The sequence below is a fragment of the Arthrobacter sp. 05T444 genome, from assembly GCF_056395905.1.
Map to the genome: position 1 here is coordinate 16,354 of NZ_JBFTKK010000032.1, position 18,215 is coordinate 34,568.

16 protein-coding genes are annotated in these 18,215 nt (G+C 63.4%); 4 read left to right on the forward strand and 12 right to left on the reverse strand.

Features of this window, described 5'->3' with window-relative positions:
* Window positions 1-23: 23 nt before the first annotated feature.
* The 4 genes from AC1DD3_RS20725 to AC1DD3_RS20740 form a co-directional block, all read right to left on the reverse strand.
* The gene (locus AC1DD3_RS20725) at window positions 24-1,097 is read right to left on the reverse strand and encodes an alkene reductase (RefSeq protein ID WP_230120642.1); all 1,074 of its coding nucleotides are present in this window, start codon (window positions 1,095-1,097) and stop codon (window positions 24-26) included.
* Window positions 1,098-1,275: 178 nt separating this feature from the next.
* Window positions 1,276-1,902 carry a PKD domain-containing protein gene (locus tag AC1DD3_RS20730; RefSeq protein WP_230120644.1) on the reverse strand — a complete coding sequence of 209 codons (627 nt, stop codon included), beginning with the start codon at window positions 1,900-1,902 and terminating at the stop codon, window positions 1,276-1,278.
* A gap of 324 nt (window positions 1,903-2,226) precedes the next feature.
* Window positions 2,227-2,892 (reverse strand): DUF6318 family protein, encoded by a 666-nt coding sequence (locus AC1DD3_RS20735; protein WP_476882424.1) that lies wholly within the window; start codon window positions 2,890-2,892, stop codon window positions 2,227-2,229.
* A 229-nt stretch (window positions 2,893-3,121) separates the two neighbouring features.
* Entirely contained in the window at window positions 3,122-4,846 is a 1,725-nt protein-coding gene (locus AC1DD3_RS20740) for a purine-cytosine permease family protein (RefSeq protein ID WP_476882425.1), read from the reverse strand.
* A gap of 252 nt (window positions 4,847-5,098) precedes the next feature.
* Between AC1DD3_RS20740 and AC1DD3_RS20745 the strand changes: the two genes are divergently transcribed.
* Window positions 5,099-5,533: a pyridoxamine 5'-phosphate oxidase family protein gene (locus AC1DD3_RS20745; protein ID WP_230120648.1), complete on the forward strand. Its 435-nt coding sequence runs from the start codon at window positions 5,099-5,101 to the stop codon at window positions 5,531-5,533.
* A 28-nt stretch (window positions 5,534-5,561) separates the two neighbouring features.
* Entirely contained in the window at window positions 5,562-5,990 is a 429-nt protein-coding gene (locus AC1DD3_RS20750; RefSeq protein ID WP_476876977.1) for a very short patch repair endonuclease, read from the forward strand.
* Between the two features lie 18 nt (window positions 5,991-6,008).
* Here AC1DD3_RS20750 and AC1DD3_RS20755 read toward each other — a convergent pair whose 3' ends face one another.
* Window positions 6,009-6,767: a response regulator transcription factor gene (locus tag AC1DD3_RS20755; RefSeq protein ID WP_476882426.1), complete on the reverse strand. Its 759-nt coding sequence runs from the start codon at window positions 6,765-6,767 to the stop codon at window positions 6,009-6,011.
* A 99-nt stretch (window positions 6,768-6,866) separates the two neighbouring features.
* Here AC1DD3_RS20755 and AC1DD3_RS20760 point away from each other — a divergent pair, with 99 nt between their 5' ends.
* Window positions 6,867-8,534: a sensor histidine kinase gene (locus AC1DD3_RS20760; RefSeq protein WP_476882427.1), complete on the forward strand. Its 1,668-nt coding sequence runs from the start codon at window positions 6,867-6,869 to the stop codon at window positions 8,532-8,534.
* A gap of 16 nt (window positions 8,535-8,550) precedes the next feature.
* On the opposite strand, the gene AC1DD3_RS20765 is transcribed toward AC1DD3_RS20760, so the two are convergent.
* Window positions 8,551-9,222 carry a TetR/AcrR family transcriptional regulator gene (locus tag AC1DD3_RS20765; protein ID WP_476882428.1) on the reverse strand — a complete coding sequence of 224 codons (672 nt, stop codon included), beginning with the start codon at window positions 9,220-9,222 and terminating at the stop codon, window positions 8,551-8,553.
* A gap of 122 nt (window positions 9,223-9,344) precedes the next feature.
* On the opposite strand from AC1DD3_RS20765, the gene AC1DD3_RS20770 reads away from it, so the two are divergent.
* A complete protein-coding gene (locus AC1DD3_RS20770; protein WP_476882429.1) occupies window positions 9,345-9,707 on the forward strand; it encodes a hypothetical protein in 363 nt (120 codons plus the stop codon).
* A 43-nt stretch (window positions 9,708-9,750) separates the two neighbouring features.
* Here the strand turns inward: AC1DD3_RS20770 and AC1DD3_RS20775 are convergent, their stop codons facing one another.
* From AC1DD3_RS20775 to AC1DD3_RS20800, 6 genes are all read right to left on the reverse strand, one after another.
* A complete protein-coding gene (locus tag AC1DD3_RS20775) occupies window positions 9,751-10,950 on the reverse strand; it encodes a 5-methylcytosine restriction system specificity protein McrC (protein WP_476882430.1) in 1,200 nt (399 codons plus the stop codon).
* A 106-nt stretch (window positions 10,951-11,056) separates the two neighbouring features.
* A complete protein-coding gene (locus AC1DD3_RS20780; protein ID WP_476882431.1) occupies window positions 11,057-13,288 on the reverse strand; it encodes an McrB family protein in 2,232 nt (743 codons plus the stop codon).
* A 54-nt stretch (window positions 13,289-13,342) separates the two neighbouring features.
* Window positions 13,343-13,585: a PLDc N-terminal domain-containing protein gene (locus AC1DD3_RS20785; protein ID WP_230120659.1), complete on the reverse strand. Its 243-nt coding sequence runs from the start codon at window positions 13,583-13,585 to the stop codon at window positions 13,343-13,345.
* A 1-nt stretch (window position 13,586) separates the two neighbouring features.
* On the reverse strand, window positions 13,587-14,015 hold the full coding sequence (locus AC1DD3_RS20790) for an acyl-CoA thioesterase (protein WP_230120661.1): 429 nt from the start codon (window positions 14,013-14,015) through the stop codon (window positions 13,587-13,589).
* Window positions 14,016-14,071: 56 nt separating this feature from the next.
* Entirely contained in the window at window positions 14,072-16,003 is a 1,932-nt protein-coding gene (locus AC1DD3_RS20795) for an ABC transporter ATP-binding protein (protein ID WP_476882432.1), read from the reverse strand.
* A gap of 137 nt (window positions 16,004-16,140) precedes the next feature.
* Window positions 16,141-17,874, reverse strand: coding sequence for an ABC transporter ATP-binding protein (locus AC1DD3_RS20800; protein ID WP_476882433.1), 1,734 nt, complete (start codon window positions 17,872-17,874; stop codon window positions 16,141-16,143).
* Between the last annotated feature and the right edge of the window lie 341 nt (window positions 17,875-18,215).

Below are 18,215 nucleotides of genomic sequence, written 5' to 3' on the forward strand. Positions count from 1 at the left end.
TTTTCCTGTTTGCTAGCAGGTTGTTAGGCGGGCTGGTACACCGGGTAATCGGTGTACCCCTCTGCACCTTCGCCGTAGAACGTGCTCTGGTCGGGCTCGTTCACTGGCAGGCCTTCGCGCCAGCGGCGGGCGAGGTCCGGGTTGGCGATGGCCGGCCGGCCAACCACCACGGCGTCGGCATGGCCGTCTGCGACCAGGGAAACTGCTTCCTCACGGGTGGTGACGACGCCGAAGCCGGTGTTGACCAGGAAGGTGCCGTTGAAGCGGGCGCGCAGGTCCTGGACCAGCTCCCCCGCGGGTTCGTCGTGCAGGATGCTCAGGTATGCGAGGTTCAGCGGTGCGATCGTGTCGACCAGGACTTCGTAGGTTGCGCGGACGTCATCAGCGTCAGTTTCAGCGATTCCCTGGACGTTGTGCTGGGGCGAAATCCGGATTCCCACGCGGTTCGCTCCGAGCGCTTCGACAACGGCGTTCACCGTCTCTATGACGAATCGCGCCCGGTTTTCAGGAGAGCCGCCGTAGCTGTCCGTGCGCACGTTGCTGTTCGGGGCGAGGAATTCATGCAGAAGGTAACCGTTGGCAGAGTGCAGCTCCACGCCGTCGAACCCTGCTTCGATTGCGTTGAGCGACGCCGTCACGATTTCCTGCATCACCACCGGGAGCTCATCCGTGGAAAGCTCGTGCGGCACGGGGTAGGCCTGCTTGCCGGTGTAGGTGCGGGTCTCGCCCTCGATTGCAACAGCGCTGGGAGCGACAATCTGGTGGCCGCCGGTGATGTCCTCGTGGGAGACACGGCCGCCGTGCATGATCTGGGCGAACATCCGGCCGCCCTCAGCGTGGACGGCGTTCGTGACCTTTTTCCATCCGGCGATTTGCTCAGGAGTGACGATCCCTGGCTGCCCCGGGTAGGAGCGTCCTGCCGGGCTGGGGTACGTGCCTTCGCTGATGATCAGGCCAAGGGAAGCCCGCTGGCGGTAATGTTCCACCACGAGCGGTCCGGGTACGCCTTCCTTGCCGGAGCGAAGTCGGGTGAGGGGCGCCATCACGAGACGGTTGGAGAGTTCAAGTTCGCCGAGGCTCAGAGGGGAAAACAGCATGCGTGGTTCCTTTCACAATGCATTGGGTTCACCCGATGCAACTGCCAAGCGTGTGCAAGTATTCCTCATGAGGGCAGCATCACAGGAGTCGGTCACCTGAGGCACGCCGGACACACCGAACGGCGGCCCGGCCGCGGGGGTGCCGCCGTCGTCGCCGGAGCCTCTTTCTTCCCAAGCCCTACTTGTTGCCGGCGGCAGCGCCCGGACAGCCCTGGCCGCTGGGGTTGGTGATGCAATCGTCGGCATAGTTGCGCGTCACTGAACGCCAGACGCTCACTGTTTGCGGGGCTGCACTGAACTGGCCTTGGTTGGGAATGGGGAGCGCCGGACCACCATTCACGGAGTACGTGCCCTGGAAGTAAGTAGTCAGCACGACACTGAAGTCGCCCGTTTCCGCATAGGCGTGACTCGTGCGGGTCTTCTCACCCCAGCGGTCCTGCGGCAATGGTCCGCCCATTGTGGTCATTGGGCCAAGTGAGGTCCCGTCTCCGTAGTCCCAGCGGTATTGGACAGGTTTGGCGACAATATGAATCTTCTGCGCCAATATCGTTATGTCGAACTGCTGCTCGTCGGCACGCGCATAAAAGTTGGTCTCGGCCCCTCGAAGAGTGTGCGGGCTGGGCTGGGCCGTCGATTTTCCAGGTGTCACAGGCAGCTTGTCGAATTCTCGCTGAATGAGCGCCGCAATTCGGGGAAGCAGGTCTTCCGGGTTCTTGTCGTAGAGGCAGGTTGGGCCCCCTCCGTTGCCCGCCCACTGCGTCCACGTCGGATTCGCGATTGACCTTGGAGCCACTTTCCAGATCACAGGTACGCCCGGCTTTCCGTCGGCTCGTGGAGGGCAAGGACGTTGTCCGGCCAGGCACTTGATGGCCAAATTGCCGTCGTCCACCTGGCACTGGGGGAACGCGTTGTACTGATTTGGATCCTCACTGACGAATCCCGGAGGCGCCGGCACTATCTCGCCCGTGTCCTTGTCGAGTACCCAATTCACCGCGCCTACGTCTATGCCTTTGTCCTCGTATCCAACGACAATGGGTGGCTCGTCAGCGCTGGCTCCCGTTGGCAACAATACAGCCGCCACCACTGTGCACAATGCAGCGAGTACTCCCCGGCAAATTCCGCCCATGGTTTAGCGAATTAGGCCAAGGTCGGTCATAGCCCAACCAGTAGAATCAAACTGGAACACAGCCTGACTCGCAGTATTGGACGCCTTGGTCACGGCTTGATAGAGGGTCCCCTTGGCCTTATAGATCGCAATTTCCTCTTGAATAACTTGGACAGTTGCCTGCTGGGACAATTCTCTTGGGCTGAATTTTGTCTTCACCGCCGGTGTCTGGATTTTACCTCCGACAATCCATTTCTTCCCTCCCCAGGCAGTCTTCAAGCCATCTTGCAGCCCACTGCAAAAGCGACAATTCGGACCGCTGGCGGACTCGATCAGGGCCGTGTCGCCGGTTTCGTAGGCATATGAGAGCGCTTGAAACCAGTACTTCGCAAACGCCTCCAGCCCTTCCTTGGAGTTCTTGTCCGCCAACGGGGGTTTGACTGGCACCGGCACGTTCTGCGCCCGGCCTTTTGCGTCGGCTGGCTTATAGACGGGAGTGGGCTTCGGCGTTGGCGAGGCACTCGGGGTGACTGACGCAGACTGAGGGGCCGAAGAAGCGGGCCCGGCGCTCGGGTCGCCGCTCTTCGGACTATCGGCGTTGCTGCAGCCGCTGAGAGCCAGGGCCGAGACGGCTAGTAAGGAAATAGCGGACAGGCGCAGGCGCCCCGAAATGGATGTACGAGAAGTCATGCGCAGCTAATCCCCCCGGATAGGTTTCAAGACGACTGTGTCCGAACAATAGTTAAAGGGTAGCCGAGGCTACCCTTTCAGGCTCAAAGTTATCCACAGCCTGCGATCCCTCTGGTTTTACCACCCGCAACCCTCGGCAAAAAGTCATGAACCCGGAAAGCACATGAAAACGGGCGGGGCGCACGCTGGCGCTCCGCCCGTTTTCCCTCAGTCGAGCCCTCAAGTCCCGCTACTGCTGTGCCGGCAGCACCAGCTCCCCTGTCTTGTCAGTCGACAAGGCGAGCGAAGAAACATACTGGGGTTCGCCGTCGGGCCCGTCCAGGGCAGAGCGGACCATGTCAGGCCGCTCAAACTCCAGGCCGGTCACGTGGCAGAGGAGCCTGGCATCGCTGGGGTTCCCATCGGCGTCGAACATTGGCAGGTCAATTCCATCGTCACGCCGGCGAAGGTAGTACCTCCCCTTGGTCAGCACGGCGATGACGGGCGGCAGCACCAGCGCCAAGCCCACGGCGAAGATCGGCGAGTACGGCTGGATGGCGGCGCCAAATGTTCCGAAAAACACTGCAATCGAAACACCGGCCGAGACCATCATGGACACGAAGCCCACCGGGTTTACGGCGTAAAGCATCCCGCGGCGGAACTCCGGAACCTTGGGCGAGATCTTGAGCAGGTACTTGTTGACGGCAATGTCCGATGCGACCGTGACCACCCAGGCCATGGCGCAGTTGGCGTAGAAGCCGAGGATCGTGTTGAGGAAGTCGAACATGTTCGCCTCCATCAGGACCAGGGCGATGAGCAGGTTCACCGCCACAAAGACCATGCGGCCGGGGTACGTTTTGGTGACGCGGGTAAAACTGTTGGTCCAGGCCAGCGACCCGGAATACGCGTTGGTGACGTTGATCTTGATCTGGGAAATGACCACCAGCACCACAGCGAGCGTCATGGCCAGCCACCCGGGCATCATCTCCTGGTAGACGCCGAGGAACTGGTGGACCGGCTCGTTCGCGGTGGCGGAGGCGGCCGGATCGAGCTTGGCGATCAGGTAGATGGCGACAAACATGCCAACAATCTGCTTGATGGCTCCGAACATGACCCAGCCCGGCCCGGCCAGGATCACCGCGCGCCACCAGGCGCCATTGTTTTCAGCTGTCTTTGGCGGCATGAAACGCAGGTAATCGATCTGCTCGGCGATCTGGGCCATCAGCGACAAACAGACACCGGCCGCCAGCATGACTGATGCCAGGTTGGTGCCCGCTCCCCCGGATTCGCCGCTGAACGCAAAGAATTCCTCCACGCTTCCCGGGTGGGAAATGAGCAGATACCCCACCGGGACCACCATGAGCAGCAGCCATAGAGGGGTGGTCCACACCTGAAGCTTGGCCAAGGTATTCATGCCATAGATGACCAGCGGAATGATGATGAGGGTGGACGCTGCATAGCCGAGCCACTGCGGAATACCCAGCCCCAATTCCAAGCCCTGGGCCATAATGGATCCCTCGAGAGCGAAGAAGATGAATGTGAACGTCGCAAAGATCACGTTGGTGACCACGGAGCCGTAATAGCCAAATCCTGAGCCGCGCGTAATGAGGTCCAGGTCGATGTTGTACCGCGCCGCGTAATAAGCCAGCGGAAATCCTGTGGCGAATATGATCACTGCCGCCACGATAATTCCGAAGATTGCGTTCACCGTGCCGTAGGCAATCCCGATGTTCGCCCCAATGGAAAAGTCAGCCAGGTACGCAATTCCGCCGAGGGCGCTCGTCGCCACCACTCCCGCGCTCCACTTGCGGTAGGAACGGGGCGCGAACCTCAGGGTGTAGTCCTCCAAACTCTCCTTGGTGGCGCTCATCGCGTCAGCGTTGCCCGCCGTCGTGGTCCCGCTGGGGCCGTGCCCGACGGCGGTGCCAGCCGCCGCGGGATCGAGCAGTTCTGTGTCCCTCAGGTCATTTGTCATCAGTCATCGCTTTCGTCTGCGGTTCGTCTTTGTTGACGCTAGTCACGACGAGCGACGGTTCGGTCACGGGGCTATTTCGACGATGTTAAGGATTGGCAAGGTTCAGTGAAGCCTCCGACCAGGGCCAGAAACCTCTCGCCACGCAATCACCGCGGCCGGACGTTGGTAGGACTATGGCGGATCCACGCGGCCAACTGGGAAAATTGCCCCACACCCCTATCGCTTTTCTACATGGCGTAGAAGAATGGAGCCATGATGTTTACCCACGCCGACGGCGACCCCATCCTTAACCTCGACGACGAGCAGTGCTGGCAACTCCTGGAGGGTACGAGTCACGGCCGGCTGGTCGTCACCGTGGCCGGCGAGCCGGATATCTTTCCCGTCAACTATGTAACCAGCCGCAGGAAGCTCTACTTCCGCACAGCCCCCGGCAACAAGCTGGCCGAGCTGACCATCAATGACCGGGTCCTCTTCGAAACGGATGGCATCCTGTCAGACCAGGCCTGGTCTGTGGTCCTCCGAGGCACTGCCCGCGTGCTGAACAAGTCCGCCGAAATTGCCGAAGCGGAGGCTCTGGGACTGGCGTCCTGGGTCCCTACACTCAAGGACTTCTACGTCGAGATCGATCCTGGCTCCGTGAGCGGCCGGCATTTTCAGTTCGGCGAACAGCCGGAGCGGGAAATCTAGCAAGCGGCAGCAAGCCTAGACTTGAATCATGGCGGACCGGCTGACTCCTGAGCAGCGCAGCTGGAACATGTCCCGGATCAGGGGCAAGAACACCAAACCTGAGTTGCTGGTGCGCAGCCTCCTGCACGCCAAGGGCTACCGGTACCGCCTGCACGGGGCCTCCGGCAGCACCAAGCTCCCGGGAAATCCCGACCTGGTCTTCGCTGGCCGACGGAAAGTCATCTTCATCAACGGCTGCTTCTGGCACTTCCACGACTGCAGGGTTGGCCAGCATGCGCCCAAGGCCAATGCCGACTTTTGGGAAACCAAAAGAACCAAGACGAGGAACCGCGACGCCGATCAGCGCCGGCTGCTCGAAAGCGCGGGTTGGGAGGTGCTCACAGTATGGGAGTGCGAACTGAAAGACCGGCCGGCCCTGGAGGAGCAGCTGGAGCAGTTCCTCGCCGGTCATTCATGATGCCTGCTGAGCGCCGCCTCAGCTTCGGTCGGGAGCCAGTCTGTAGCCCACGCCGCGGACCGTCTGGAGCCACCGCGGGTCCTGGGCGGAGTCGCCGAGTTTCTTGCGGAGGTTTCCCATGTGCACTTCAACGGACCGCTCATCAGCCTCGCTGATGTAACTTCCGACGTCGTAGGGTTCGTCCCGCAGGCGGCGCACCAGATCCGCTTTGGTACGGACCATGCGGCCAGCCTCGAGCAGGGCATGCAGCAGATCGAATTCAGTCCGGGTCAGGCTTAGTTCCTGGCCATCCACGTCCACCGTCCGCGAGTCATAGCTCATGTTCAGCCCGTTGTGGCGGTAGCTGTTCGCGTCGTCGCCGGCCCCACCTAAAGGCGCGTTGGGATCGTCGGTGACTTCCGACGTCGAACGCGGGCGGCGCATCATGGCGGCGACGCGGGCGCGCAGCTCCCGGGGCCGGAAAGGCTTGGTGAGGTAGTCGTCGGCACCCGATTCCAAACCGATCAGGGTGTCCAGCTCCTCCGCCCGGGCAGTGAGCATCACGATGTAGGCGTCGGAAAACTGACGGATCTGCCGGGCCACTTCGAATCCGTCGATGTCGGGCAGGCCTAGGTCCAGGGTGATGACCGCCGGATCCAGCTCCTTTGCGGCGAGAACGCCTTCGGCTCCGCTGCTCGCGGCCGTCACCTCGAAGCCTGCCTGCGTCAATACGACCCGCACCAGTTCGCGAATGTCGTGATCATCTTCAATGACCAACCCCACGCGTGTATCACCCATCGCAGCCCCCTCAGCCCGCTACATCCCGTCTGAAGTATAGCTCCCCCGATATCCTGCATGTATGCGTCTCTCTTGCCACGTCCCGATGGTCCAACGCTCATGAGCAGCCCAACCTGGAAGGATTCGTCCGGCAGGATGCTGCTCTTCAAGCGACCCTTCCATGAATACTCCCTGCGGGGCCGGGTGACCTTGAGCCAGATGCCTCTTTCTGTCACGGCGGGGCTCACGGCCTTCCTCATTCTGGCGTTCTTCCCGGAAACACTCATGAACCCGCTTTTCATCAGTTTCCTGTTGTCCCAAGGCGCCATCCTGATTCTCTGCTACGCCGTTCCGTGGGACCGATTGCCGTATCCGAGCTTCCTGGTCCTTCCGTTGTTGGACCTGGTCTCGATTGCCCTTGGCAGGGAGGGTGGCCAGGACAGCCTGACGGGAATCAGCCTGATGGCCGTCTTCCCAGTGATCTGGTTGTGCGCCTCCGGTGTGTTTCCCAAGACGGCGGTGGCCATTTCCTTCTTCGGCCCGCTGGCGATCATCTGGCTGCCGCTGGTCATCAGGGGTGATCTGTCCGGGCAGGATCTGGCCCGCTCGCTCCTGCTCCCGGTCATGATGCTGGGGATTGGCGTTTCCGTGACCGTATTGACTCTCAGCATGATCCGGCAGCAACGCGATCTGGAGGCAAAGGATAGCCAGTTGCGCGGCGTGCTGGATGGCAGCAAGCGCCAGGAACGGCTGCTCAACACCGTGCTGGATACGGTGCATCTGGGCGTGCTGGCCGTGGACGCCGACGGGCACGACATCCTGATGAACCGGAAGCAGCGCGCCCATCATCTGCTGGCCGCTCCCCCCAGCAACGACGATCCCAACGAATCACAGCTACTGGTGTTTGGCCCTGACCGGACCACTCCGGTTCCGGTGGAGCAGCGGCCCGTCCGGCGGGCCGTGCTCGGCGAGGAATTCACCGACTATCTGGTCTGGCTCGGAGCAGGCAGCGAGCAGCGGGCGATCACGACCAGCGCGCGTCCGATGAAGGACCAGGAGGGGAACTTCGCCGGTTCCGTCATCGTGTTCAGCGACGTCACCGAACTGGTCAACGCTCTGGCGGCCAAAGACGACTTCGTCGCCAACGTCTCGCACGAGTTCCGCACGCCGCTGACGTCGATCCTGGGGTACGTGGAACTGATGCTGGATGACGACGACGGCGCTCTGCCGGACTTCCAGCGCGGCCCCCTGGAGATCATCCGTCGGAACTCCGAACGGCTCCTCACACTGGTTTCGGACCTCCTTTCCAGCAGAAACGGGCAACTGATCGTCCGCCCTCAGGCCGTGGATGTGGCCGACCTTGTACGCGCGAGCGTCACCGCGGCCCTGCCGCGGGCCACGGACTCCGGCATCCAACTGCTGGCCGACGCCCCCAAGCGGCTGGAGGCGCACGTCGACTCCGCCCGGATCTCACAGGTATTGGACAACCTGGTCTCCAACGCCATCAAGTACTCGCCGGACGGGGGCGAAGTCATTGTCTCGCTGCGCTCCGAGGACGGGCACGTGGTGTGCAGCGTCAGCGATACCGGGATGGGGATGAGCGAACAGGACCAGGAAGAGGTCTTCGCCAAGTTCTTCCGTGCGGAAGCAGTCCGCAACTCCGCAATCCCCGGTGTGGGGCTGGGGCTCTCCATCAGCAAGGCCATCGTGGAGGCCCACGGCGGCAGCGTCTCGCTGAGCAGCGAGGTGGGGGCAGGCACCACGTTTACGTTTGCTCTCCCGGCCTGACACTCAGGCCTGACGCTCAAACCCGGTGGTGATCGATTAGCCATCCGGCGAGCTGGCGTGCGCGCTGGCCTGCTTCAAGGTCGCCTTCAGCGGCGGAAATGATGGACCCCTTCATCAGGATGTGCCACGACCTGGAGAAGTCCTCGGTGCGCTGCAGGCCGGCTTCGTCCGCAAGCTGCTTTACGTGCCCGCGGATCTTTGCGAGGTAGTCGATGCTCGCGCGGCCCAGCGGATGGGTGGAACCCATCTCGAGCAGCACGTTGATGAAGGAGCACGCCTCGAAGTCCGTGCGGCGGAACCAGTCGGAGAAGACGTCGAAGATGGCAAGGAGCTGCTGTTCGGGCGTGTCTGCCCGGCGCCGCGCTTCGCCCACGATGGCATTGACCGTCCACATGCGGTCACGCTGCTCAAGGAAGGCCAGCACAACATCGTCTTTCGAGGCGAAGTGGCGGTAGAAAGTGGCTTTGGCAACACCCGAGCGGCTGATGAGTTCGTTGATGCCCACGTCCCTGACGCCTCTGTGGGCGAAGAGATCATAGGCCGCATCCACGATCCGTTCCCGGATCCCGACAGCAGCCTTAAGGGCCTGCGGTGCCGTGCCTGGTTCCTCGGCATGCAGGGCGGGCTGAAGCCCTCCGGAAGGAGTAATCCCGGCGCTCAATGAAGCGGAGCTGGATGAATCTTCCATTTGTTAATATCCTAGCCCAAGTGGGAGACAGACTTGTCTGTCTTGAGCTAGAGTTTCTACATGCTGTTCAATCCGTTGGGCGAGGAGCACCGGGGGTTGGCGTAGCATCCAATGTCAGAGCATTGAGTTCTGCGGACAAGAAGTTTGACTCCTTCAAGTACCAGAACGTGAACCACCAGACGGCCCGGGAGAGCGAAATGTCTCAGAGATTGATGCCGGCAGGACCGCGGTCCTACACCGAGCAGCTCACCGAATGGCCGCAGTTCAACCAGCCGACAAAAGACCCGGAGCTCGGCCCCTTGCGCCGCCAGTCCATGGCCATCATCTCGTCAATTCTGGAAGATCCGTCCCCGGAGGGCGCCGGTATCAGAACCCGTTTGCGGGGGCTTTTGGCGCAGAACGTTGGTTGCCCCGAAAAGGCCCTGCTCGAGCACCTGCAGTCCCTGTTCGGCGACCTCGAAGACCCGGAAGCAGACCCGGCGTAGCTGAACCGGGCTCCAGACGGCGCCCGGAGGCCGGTCGACGCAGCTACATGCCCGTCCTCGCCTGCCGTACAACTTCTCCCCAGGACTGCTCGGCGAGATCGGTCACCGCGGCCAGGATTTCCGACGGCGGCCGCGACAGATCCAGCGGAAACTCCACGATGTCGATGTCGGTGTTGAGGATCCGCCTAAGCTTTACCTCCCCCGCACCGGCATAGATCAGCCACGCAGTGGGCACCTGCAAGGCCGTGCAGTACGCCAGCATTTGGAAATGGTCCGCAGTCAGTGATGCCCCGCGATCCGTGCGCGCCCTGTATTGCGCGTCGTAGACCACCACGGGCCGTCCGCCCAGCAGGTGCACGGCGTCGGGCCTGACAGTCAGCCGGTCTGAATCCCGGACGGCCTCGTTGAGCATCGCGTTGTACTGCAGCCGCATTTCACCGGGAAAGGCAGCCATGGCCTGCCGTAGGGCGGCACCCACAAAGTCCTCAAAGACCCGGTCCATGTCCACCACGAACGACGCCGTCTGCTGCTGTCCCTCCCCTGCTTCGGCCGAGGCGTTGCGCAGGATCACCTCGGCGAGGCGGAGCACCGTGTGGTACTGGGCATTCATCCGGTTGGGCCGCCACGGCGGCAGCGGAGCGCCGGACTGAAGGCGAGTGGCGGCGTCGAGCTTTCCCTTGAGCTGCCGCAGGCGGCTCAGCACGTCCGGCCGCACGCCGGGAACGCGGGACATGCGCTCGAGGGCGGCACGGAGGATCCGGTTCTCCGCGATGTCCTCGGTGAACTCGTCGTAGGACACTTCCAGCGGCACAAGCATGCCCGGCCGGCGCGAGATCTGGTCCGAGATGCGGATCCGGCCCTTGACCGTCCGGAGGGACTCGTCGACTGTGAGGTAGCCCTGGAGCACGCCGCGCTGCAGGGCGCGCTCGGCCAGCTGTGCCAGGGACGCTGCCAGCGCACTCCACAGCTCGGTGTGCTCGTCAGCGGTCACGGGATCGTCGCGGAAACCCTGGTCACCGGCGTAACTGAGCAGAAACAGCAGCCGGCTCAGCCCCAGCCGGTCCTTCGGCCGTACGTCGAGCTGGACCAGCGGCGTCCGCACGGATCCCACCATGCCCATGGGCTCGATCCGGTACAGGCTCATCCCCATGGGTGAGGCCTTTGCCAGTCCGCTGGCGTTCAGGAAGGCCGCGCTGGCTGGGTCCAGCTTCTCCACCACGCCGCCGGACAGTTCGTCAAGCACGATGTGCCGGAAATCCGGTCCGGAATGTCCGGGCTTGGTGCGTGCGGCTGGGCTGACACCCGCGGGGCCGGGGCCGCCGCTTGGCCTGGCGCGGTATCCGGCCGAGCTAGCGAGCCGCAAGGCGTCCCAGCAGCTGGTCCAGCCCGAATCGTTCCTCCAGCTGCGCGCGGTTCAGCTGCCCGTGGTAGTGCTCCTCGAGCAACGGCATGAGCTCGTATTTCCAGATCCGGCGCAGACCGGAGGGGGTCTGGGCCGTCTTCTTCATGAAGTACGAGGGGCCGATCATGAGGTCGCGGTCCCACTCGTCGATGGCGCCGTTCAGTGCGTCCAGCAAACGCGCAGGGGTGGTGTCCAGCTGCCGCGCCTCCAGGAACCGCAGCAGCGACCCCCTCACCGGCTCGGTGTTCGGGTGCAGTTCGATGAAGGCGAAACGGCGGCGGATGGCGGCATCCATCATGGCGATGGAACGGTCCGCGGTGTTCATGGTGCCGATGATGTACAGGTTGTCCGGGAGCGTGAACGGCTCGTTGGGGCTGTACTGCAGGTAGATGCGGTCGTCGCGGTACTCCAGCAGGAAGTACAGCTCGCCGAACACTTTGGCCAGGTTGGCGCGGTTCATCTCGTCGATGATCAGGAAGTACGGCTTCGACTCGTTGCCGGGTTTGGCCGCTTCTTCGGCGAGCCGGCGCAGTGGCCCGGCTACGAGCTTGAAGGACACCTGCCCCTCGTCCGTCTTGTCCGGCCGGTAGCCCTCGAAGAAATCCTCGTAGGCGTAGGAAGGGTGGAACTGCACCAGCTTCACGCGCTCGTCGGTGCTGTCCTGCGCGAGCTCGGCCGCGAGGTGCTTCGCGAGGTACGTCTTGCCCGTTCCCGGCGGGCCGTAGAGCACCAGCTGCCGGTTCTCCTCCAGCAGTTCGGCGATCTCCTGCAGCGGTTCCAGATCCATGTGGAGCGAGTCCGCGAACTCGCGCGTCAGCGGACGGAACCCCTCCTGGACGGGGACGACGACGGCGGCAGGTTCCGTATCGCCGTCGGGCTCTGCTTCCGCTTCAGCAGGCACAAGCGCCTGCAGCGCCTGCACCACGCGGGTGACATCGACGACGATGCCCGGCGTGGCGAGCTGGCGCTGGACGTGGCGCGGCAGGTCGGCCGTGGCGTGGGCTTCGTCGAACCAGCGGACCTTGCGGCGCATCCGCCGGTTGTCCCCGTTGTGGTCCGGCTCCCCCAGCACGACGCCGATCCGGACGGCACCGGCGTTCTGGTAGAGCGCCAGGTCCCCCGGCTTCATCACGGTCAGGAAGGCGAAAACCGCCGTCTTGGTGTCCTCCCGCTCCACGTAGCCGAGGTGCTTGTAATCCTCGTCCACAGCATGTTGGACCAGCCCGGCGGTGACGCCGGCGTCCAGCAGGCGGAGGTGCTCGACGTCGAGCGTCACTTTTTCCTCGCCCCGCCAGGCTGCGAGCAGTTCGGAGTTGTCGGAGTGGGTCCGCAGCAGCCAGGCACGGCGGCCCGGATCGCCGACCTTGCGCCACTGGCTCACGAGCTGGCGGGAATACCAGTCGATGCGCTGGCCTGCCTGCTCATCGAGGTGCAGGCGGATGCGGCGGATGTCTGCGGTGATCTCCTCGTCGCTGTCGCCCTTGGCCCCGCCCACCAGGGAGGCGAAGGCGTCGCGGATCTCCCGGCGCTCAACATCCGCCACAACGGGTTCGAAGTAGCCGGGCCAGGTGAGGTATTCAACGCTGCGGCGGATGGCCGGCTGATCCTCCGGCGTGCCCGCTGCCAGCAGGTGGAAGGCCAAGGGGTCCTTCAGCGCCCTGCTGATGGCTGAAGTGGACTGCTGGTCGACGTGCTGCACGAACCGGCAAAGCCACTTCAGGTGGTCCCAGATGGTCCAGTTGAACTCCGCGGTCCGGTCCCGGATGACGCCGTGGTCGGTCATGCCCCGGTACAGCTCGTCGGGAAGCTCGAGCGGGGGTTCGAGCCAGGACGCGGCTTCGGCCACGCGGGCCCGCTTGACCTTGAGGGACTTGACCTCGTGCGCCAGGGGCAGCGACTGCAGGAACAGCAGCTCCACGGCAAGCTGCTTCGCAGCCCGGGAGGCATCCGCGAGGCTGTGCCGCAGATTGGTCATCATGGGCGCCTTGGCGTCCACGACGCCCCGTTCCAGTCGCTCCAGCAGTTCCGCGGCGGCGTCGGAAGTCCACGTCTGGGTGCGCCGGTCCAGCGCAGACGGCTTGCCCTGGAGTCCGGCCCCAAGAACAAACCACGCTGCGTCTTCGATCTCTTTGGAGATGCCGAGGGCACGGTGCATGGCAGGCTTCGGGTTGGGGGTCATGCCTTCAAATTTACAGGCTAAAGCTGAACGCCAGCACCACGCCGTCCGGCGAACCTACTTGCCGGTAGGCAGCGGCAGCCTCTTCCGGCCAAATGCAAAGTAGCTTCCCGGGCCGATGAAATTGACCAGGGTGACCACCCGCCAGAGCGTCTTTGAGCCGCGGATCTGGTCGGCCGGACGGCGGGAGATATCGCGCTGGGCGGCGGCGAGGAATGCCAGCTGCGCGGCACCCAGGATGACCGTTGCAATGCGTGCGGCGGGCGGCAGGTCCTTCCAGGCCTTCTTCTTCTTTTTCACGTTATGCCTCCTTGCGTTCGGTGAAGGGCTCCAGCCGCTGCTTCTGCTCCGGAGTCAGCCGCAGGACCCGTCCGGTGGCTTCGTCGACGAAGGCGAGGTGGCTTGACGCCTTCACACAATCCTCGCGAGTAACGGGGTCCTGCACAAGGTAGTGGATGTCGAAACTGGCGCCTTTGACGGCACCAATCCACAGCTGGACGACGGCGGGAACGTTGCGGTACTCGAGGGTCCTCACGTACCTGATGCGGTGGTCCACCACGAGCGCCATGGTGCCCTCAGCGACATCGTTGAACAGGGAGACGTGCGGTTCCACCCCTGGCAGACCGGCGCCCCGCGGCGGGCCGAAGGCGGCGATGCGGGCCTCCTCCAGCATGCGGACGACCTGCACGTTGTTGATGTGCCCGTAGGCGTCCATGTCACCCCAGCGCATCGGCACGAGCACCTCGATGCGCCGGGGATCGGTATGGCCTGCCGACCCGTGCGCGGTCAGCTGTGCACCGCCGTCGAATCATCCACGGGGGTTTCCTCGACATCGGCGCCCGCGAACTGCGACATGTACAGCCGGTAGTACGCTCCTTCGGCAGCCAGCAGGGTCTGGTGGTTGCCCTGCTCCACAATCGTGCCGTTCTCCATCACCAGAATGGTGTCGGCGTCGCGGATGGTGGAGAGGCGGTGGGCGATCACGAAGCTGGTCCGGTCCGTCCGCAGCGCGGCCATCGCCTTCTGGACAAGGAGTTCGGTGCGGGTATCAACCGAGCTCGTGGCCTCGTCCAGGATCAGCAGCGACGGGTTGGCGACGAATGCCCGGGCAATGGTAATCAGCTGCTTTTCGCCGGCGCTGACGTTGTTGCCTTCCTCGTCGATAACCGTGTCATAGCCGTCCGGAAGCGCACGCACGAACCGGTCCACGAACGTGGCCTTGGCCGCTGCCATGATCTGATCCTCGGTGGCGTCCAGCTTGCCGTACTTGATGTTGTCGTAAATGGAGCCGCCGAACAGCCAGGCATCCTGCAGCACCATCCCCACCTTGGAACGGAGCTCGGCCCGGCTCAGCTGCGTGACGTCCACACCGTCCAGTGTGATGGAGCCGGCGTTGAGCTCGTAGAAGCGCATCACGAGGTTGACCAGGGTGGTCTTGCCCGCTCCGGTGGGTCCGACGATGGCCACGGTGTGTCCCGGCTCGGCCGTAAAGGACAGGTTTTCGATGAGCGGCTTGTCCTCCGTGTAGCTGAAGGTGACGTCGCGGAATTCCACATGGCCGTCCGTCTTGGCAGGCAGGTGCCGGGTGGCCGTCTCGGCATCCTGCTCGTCCGCGTCCAGGAACTCGAACACGCGCTCGGCCGATGCCACGCCGGACTGCAGCATGTTGGCCATGCCCGCCATCTGGCCCAGCGGCTGGGTGAACTCGCGCGAGTACTGGATAAACGCCGTCGCGTCGCCAAGGCTCATGCTGCCGGAGGCCACGCGGAGACCACCCACGACGGCGATGCCCACGTAGCTGAGGTAGGAGACGAACTGCATGACGGGGAAGATGATCCCCGAGACGAACTGCGCGCCGAAGCTGGCCTTGTACAGGGCCTCGTTGCGTTCCTCGAAACGCTCCAGCATGTCGGCGTCACGGCCAAAGACCCGCACCAGGTCGTGGCCGGAGAACGACTCCTCGATCTGGCCGTTCAGTTCGCCGGTGTTCTTCCACTGCGCGGCGAACAGCTTTTGGCTGCGCGCGCCGATCACACCGGCCGCCACGCCGGACAGCGGCAGCGCGATCAGGGCGATCAGGGCCAGTTGCCAGGAGACGATGAACATCATGATGACGATGCCAACGACGGTCAGGACCGAGCTGATCAGCTGCGCGAACGCCTGTTGGAGCGCCTGCTGGACGTTGTCGACGTCGTTCGTTACGCGGGAAAGGACGTCGCCGCGCTGGCGGGTGTCAAAGTAGTTCAGCGGCAGCCGGTTGAGCTTCTTCTCGGTGTCGTCGCGCAGCTGGCGGATGACCTTCATGACGATGCGGTTCAGCACATAGCCCTGAAGCCACAGGAAGATGTTGGCCACGAAGTACATGAGCAGCACTGCGGAGATCAGGACCGTCAGTTTCTGGAAGTCGATGCCCGTGCCGGGAACCAGCTCCATCTTCGCGATCATGTCCGCGAAGTTGTCCTGGCCCTGCGCCCGCAGGCCGCTGACGAACTGCTCCTTGCTTACGCCCGCCGGGAGTTGCTTGCCCACCACGCCGCCGAAGATAACGTCCATGGCCTGGCCGAGAATTTTGGGCGCGATGACGTTGAGAACCACTGACACGATGACCATGGCCACCACGATGTAGATGCCCGCGGCCTCGGGCTTGAGCAGCCCCAGGAGCCGCTTGGCAGAGGGCCAGAAGTTCTGGGCTTTCTTCGCCGGCATGGCGCCGAACATGCCGCCGTCCGCCTCCGAAGGCTTGTACTCCTCCTCGACGAAGTCGTCGTCTGCGAGCGCTGCGGGATCGGCCGCCGTCTCCTCCGTCAGTGTCCCTGCCGGTTTTTTGCGGTCGCGCAGGGTCTTCTTGTCGGCGCTCATGCGACTTCCTCCACGCTCAGCTGGGACTCAACAATTTCCTGGTACGTGGGCGAGGTTTCCAGCAGTTCCTCATGCGTTCCGCGGTCCACGATCCTGCCGTTGTCCAGCACCAGAATCTGGTCGGCGTCGGTAATGGTGGAGATCCGCTGCGCCACGATGATGACCGTGGCGTCGGCGGTGGTCCGCTTCAGGGCTGCGCGCAGCCGCGCATCCGTCGCAACGTCCAAGGCCGAGAAGGAGTCGTCGAAAAGGTACACCTTGGGTTTCGTCACCAGCGCCCTGGCGATGCAGAGGCGCTGCCGCTGTCCACCCGAGACGTTGGTGCCGCCCTGGGAGATCCGGGATCCAAGCCCGTTCTTCTTTTCGCGGACGAAGCCGTCGCCCTGCGCCACGCGCAGCGCGTCCCACAGTTCCTCATCGGTTGCCTCGGTCTTGCCGAAGCGCAGGTTGTGCTCGATGGTTCCGGAGAACAGGTAGGGGCGCTGGGGCACGAGGGCCACGCGTTTGGTGATTTCCGCCCGGTCCAGGTTGCTGACGTGGACGCCGTCGAGCAGCACTTCCCCGTCGGCCACGTCATAGAGCCGGGGCAGCAGCGACAGCAGGGACGACTTGCCGGCGCCGGTGGAGCCGATGATGGCAAGGGTCTCCCCCGGCCGCGCGGTGAAGCTGATGTTGCTGAGAACGGGGGCTTCCGCTCCCGGGTAGGCGAAGGTGACGTTGCGGTATTCCACCACGCCTTCGAGCTTCGCCGGTGTCTGCGGGCTCTCGGGGTCGTGGATGGAAGGCTCGACGTCGAGAACCTCGCCAATGCGGTCCGCGCAGACCGAGGCCCGCGGAATCATCATGGCCATGAACGTGCCCATCATGACCGCCATGAGGATCTGGAGCAGGTACTGCAGGAAGGCCGTCAAGGAGCCAACCTGCATGTCCCCGGAGTCCACACGCTGGCCGCCGAACCAGAGCACCGCGGCGGTGGACAGGTGCAGGATCATGCCGATCGCCGGGAACATCAGGACGAACAGGGCACCGATCTTCAGTGAAACGTCCGTGAGTTCCTTGTTAGCCTGGCCGAATCGCTCAGTCTCATACGGCTCACGGACGAAGGCCCGCACCACACGGATGCCGATGATCTGCTCGCGGAGTACGCCGTTGATGCGGTCGATCTTCGTCTGCATGGAGCGGAAAAGCGGCATCAGGCGGACCACGATGTAGCCCACCACCACGATGAGAACCGGCACGGAGACCCAGACGAGCCAGGACAGGTTGATGTCCTCTCGCAGCGCCATGACGATGCCGCCGATGCACATAATCGGGGTGGACACCATGAAGTTCAGGCCCATCAGCACCAGCATCTGCACCTGCTGGACGTCGTTGGTTCCCCGGGTGATCAGTGTGGGTGCCCCGAACGTGTTGACGTCCTTGGCTGAAAAGCTCGTCACTTTGCGGAACACGCCACGGCGCAGGTCACGGCCAATCGCCATGGCCGTCTTGGAGCCGAAGTACACCCCGGCGATGGCGGCGCCTACCTGGACGAACGCGACGAGGAGCATCATGCCGCCGGTGCGCCAGATGAAGTCGGTGTCGCCGCGCGAAACACCCTCGTCGATGATCCGGGCGTTCAGGCTCGGCAGGTAAAGGGCGGCGATGGTGGACGCAAGCTGAAAGGCGATGACAGCCACGATGTACGGCAGATACGGCTTGGAAAAGCGCCGTATGAGGGTGACGAGCATGCTCACGGATCCTTAGGGAGAGAGCGCGAATTGTTTAAGAGAAGTAATAGCAGCCGGGGCTGACATCCTTAGCCTTCCCACTCTACGAAATCCGTTGCCCCAGCGAAACATCGACGGTCAAGATCATCCCTGCGGAGTACATTCCCCAGCGAACTCCAGCGCGAACGAACACCTGAGGCCCCAGTGAACCAGGCTTGGGTTCTAGCGGTCGTTGCAACACCCCGACTTTTGGGAGTTGCAACGACCGTGGTTCGTTTAAGCGGTGATTCATCAGGATCCGGGTGGTACTCGCAGGATCAGAAGGATGCATTTTTCGCGGTGTTTGACCGCTTGGGGAGTAC

What these genes read in the sequence shown, in the direction of transcription:
- AC1DD3_RS20745 (WP_230120648.1), top strand. Translation starts at nt 5,099, where the DNA reads ATGATGTTTACCCACGCCGACGGCGACCCCATCCTTAACCTCGACGAC.
- AC1DD3_RS20780 (WP_476882431.1), bottom strand. Translation starts at nt 13,288, where the DNA reads ATGACCCCCAACCCGAAGCCTGCCATGCACCGTGCCCTCGGCATCTCC.
- AC1DD3_RS20765 (WP_476882428.1), bottom strand. Translation starts at nt 9,222, where the DNA reads ATGGAAGATTCATCCAGCTCCGCTTCATTGAGCGCCGGGATTACTCCT.
- AC1DD3_RS20725 (WP_230120642.1), bottom strand. Translation starts at nt 1,097, where the DNA reads ATGCTGTTTTCCCCTCTGAGCCTCGGCGAACTTGAACTCTCCAACCGT.
- AC1DD3_RS20760 (WP_476882427.1), top strand. Translation starts at nt 6,867, where the DNA reads ATGAGCAGCCCAACCTGGAAGGATTCGTCCGGCAGGATGCTGCTCTTC.
- AC1DD3_RS20750 (WP_476876977.1), top strand. Translation starts at nt 5,562, where the DNA reads ATGGCGGACCGGCTGACTCCTGAGCAGCGCAGCTGGAACATGTCCCGG.
- AC1DD3_RS20755 (WP_476882426.1), bottom strand. Translation starts at nt 6,767, where the DNA reads ATGGGTGATACACGCGTGGGGTTGGTCATTGAAGATGATCACGACATT.
- AC1DD3_RS20740 (WP_476882425.1), bottom strand. Translation starts at nt 4,846, where the DNA reads ATGACAAATGACCTGAGGGACACAGAACTGCTCGATCCCGCGGCGGCT.
- AC1DD3_RS20735 (WP_476882424.1), bottom strand. Translation starts at nt 2,892, where the DNA reads ATGACTTCTCGTACATCCATTTCGGGGCGCCTGCGCCTGTCCGCTATT.
- AC1DD3_RS20795 (WP_476882432.1), bottom strand. Translation starts at nt 16,003, where the DNA reads ATGTTCGGCGCCATGCCGGCGAAGAAAGCCCAGAACTTCTGGCCCTCT.
- AC1DD3_RS20790 (WP_230120661.1), bottom strand. Translation starts at nt 14,015, where the DNA reads ATGCGCTGGGGTGACATGGACGCCTACGGGCACATCAACAACGTGCAG.
- AC1DD3_RS20800 (WP_476882433.1), bottom strand. Translation starts at nt 17,874, where the DNA reads ATGCTCGTCACCCTCATACGGCGCTTTTCCAAGCCGTATCTGCCGTAC.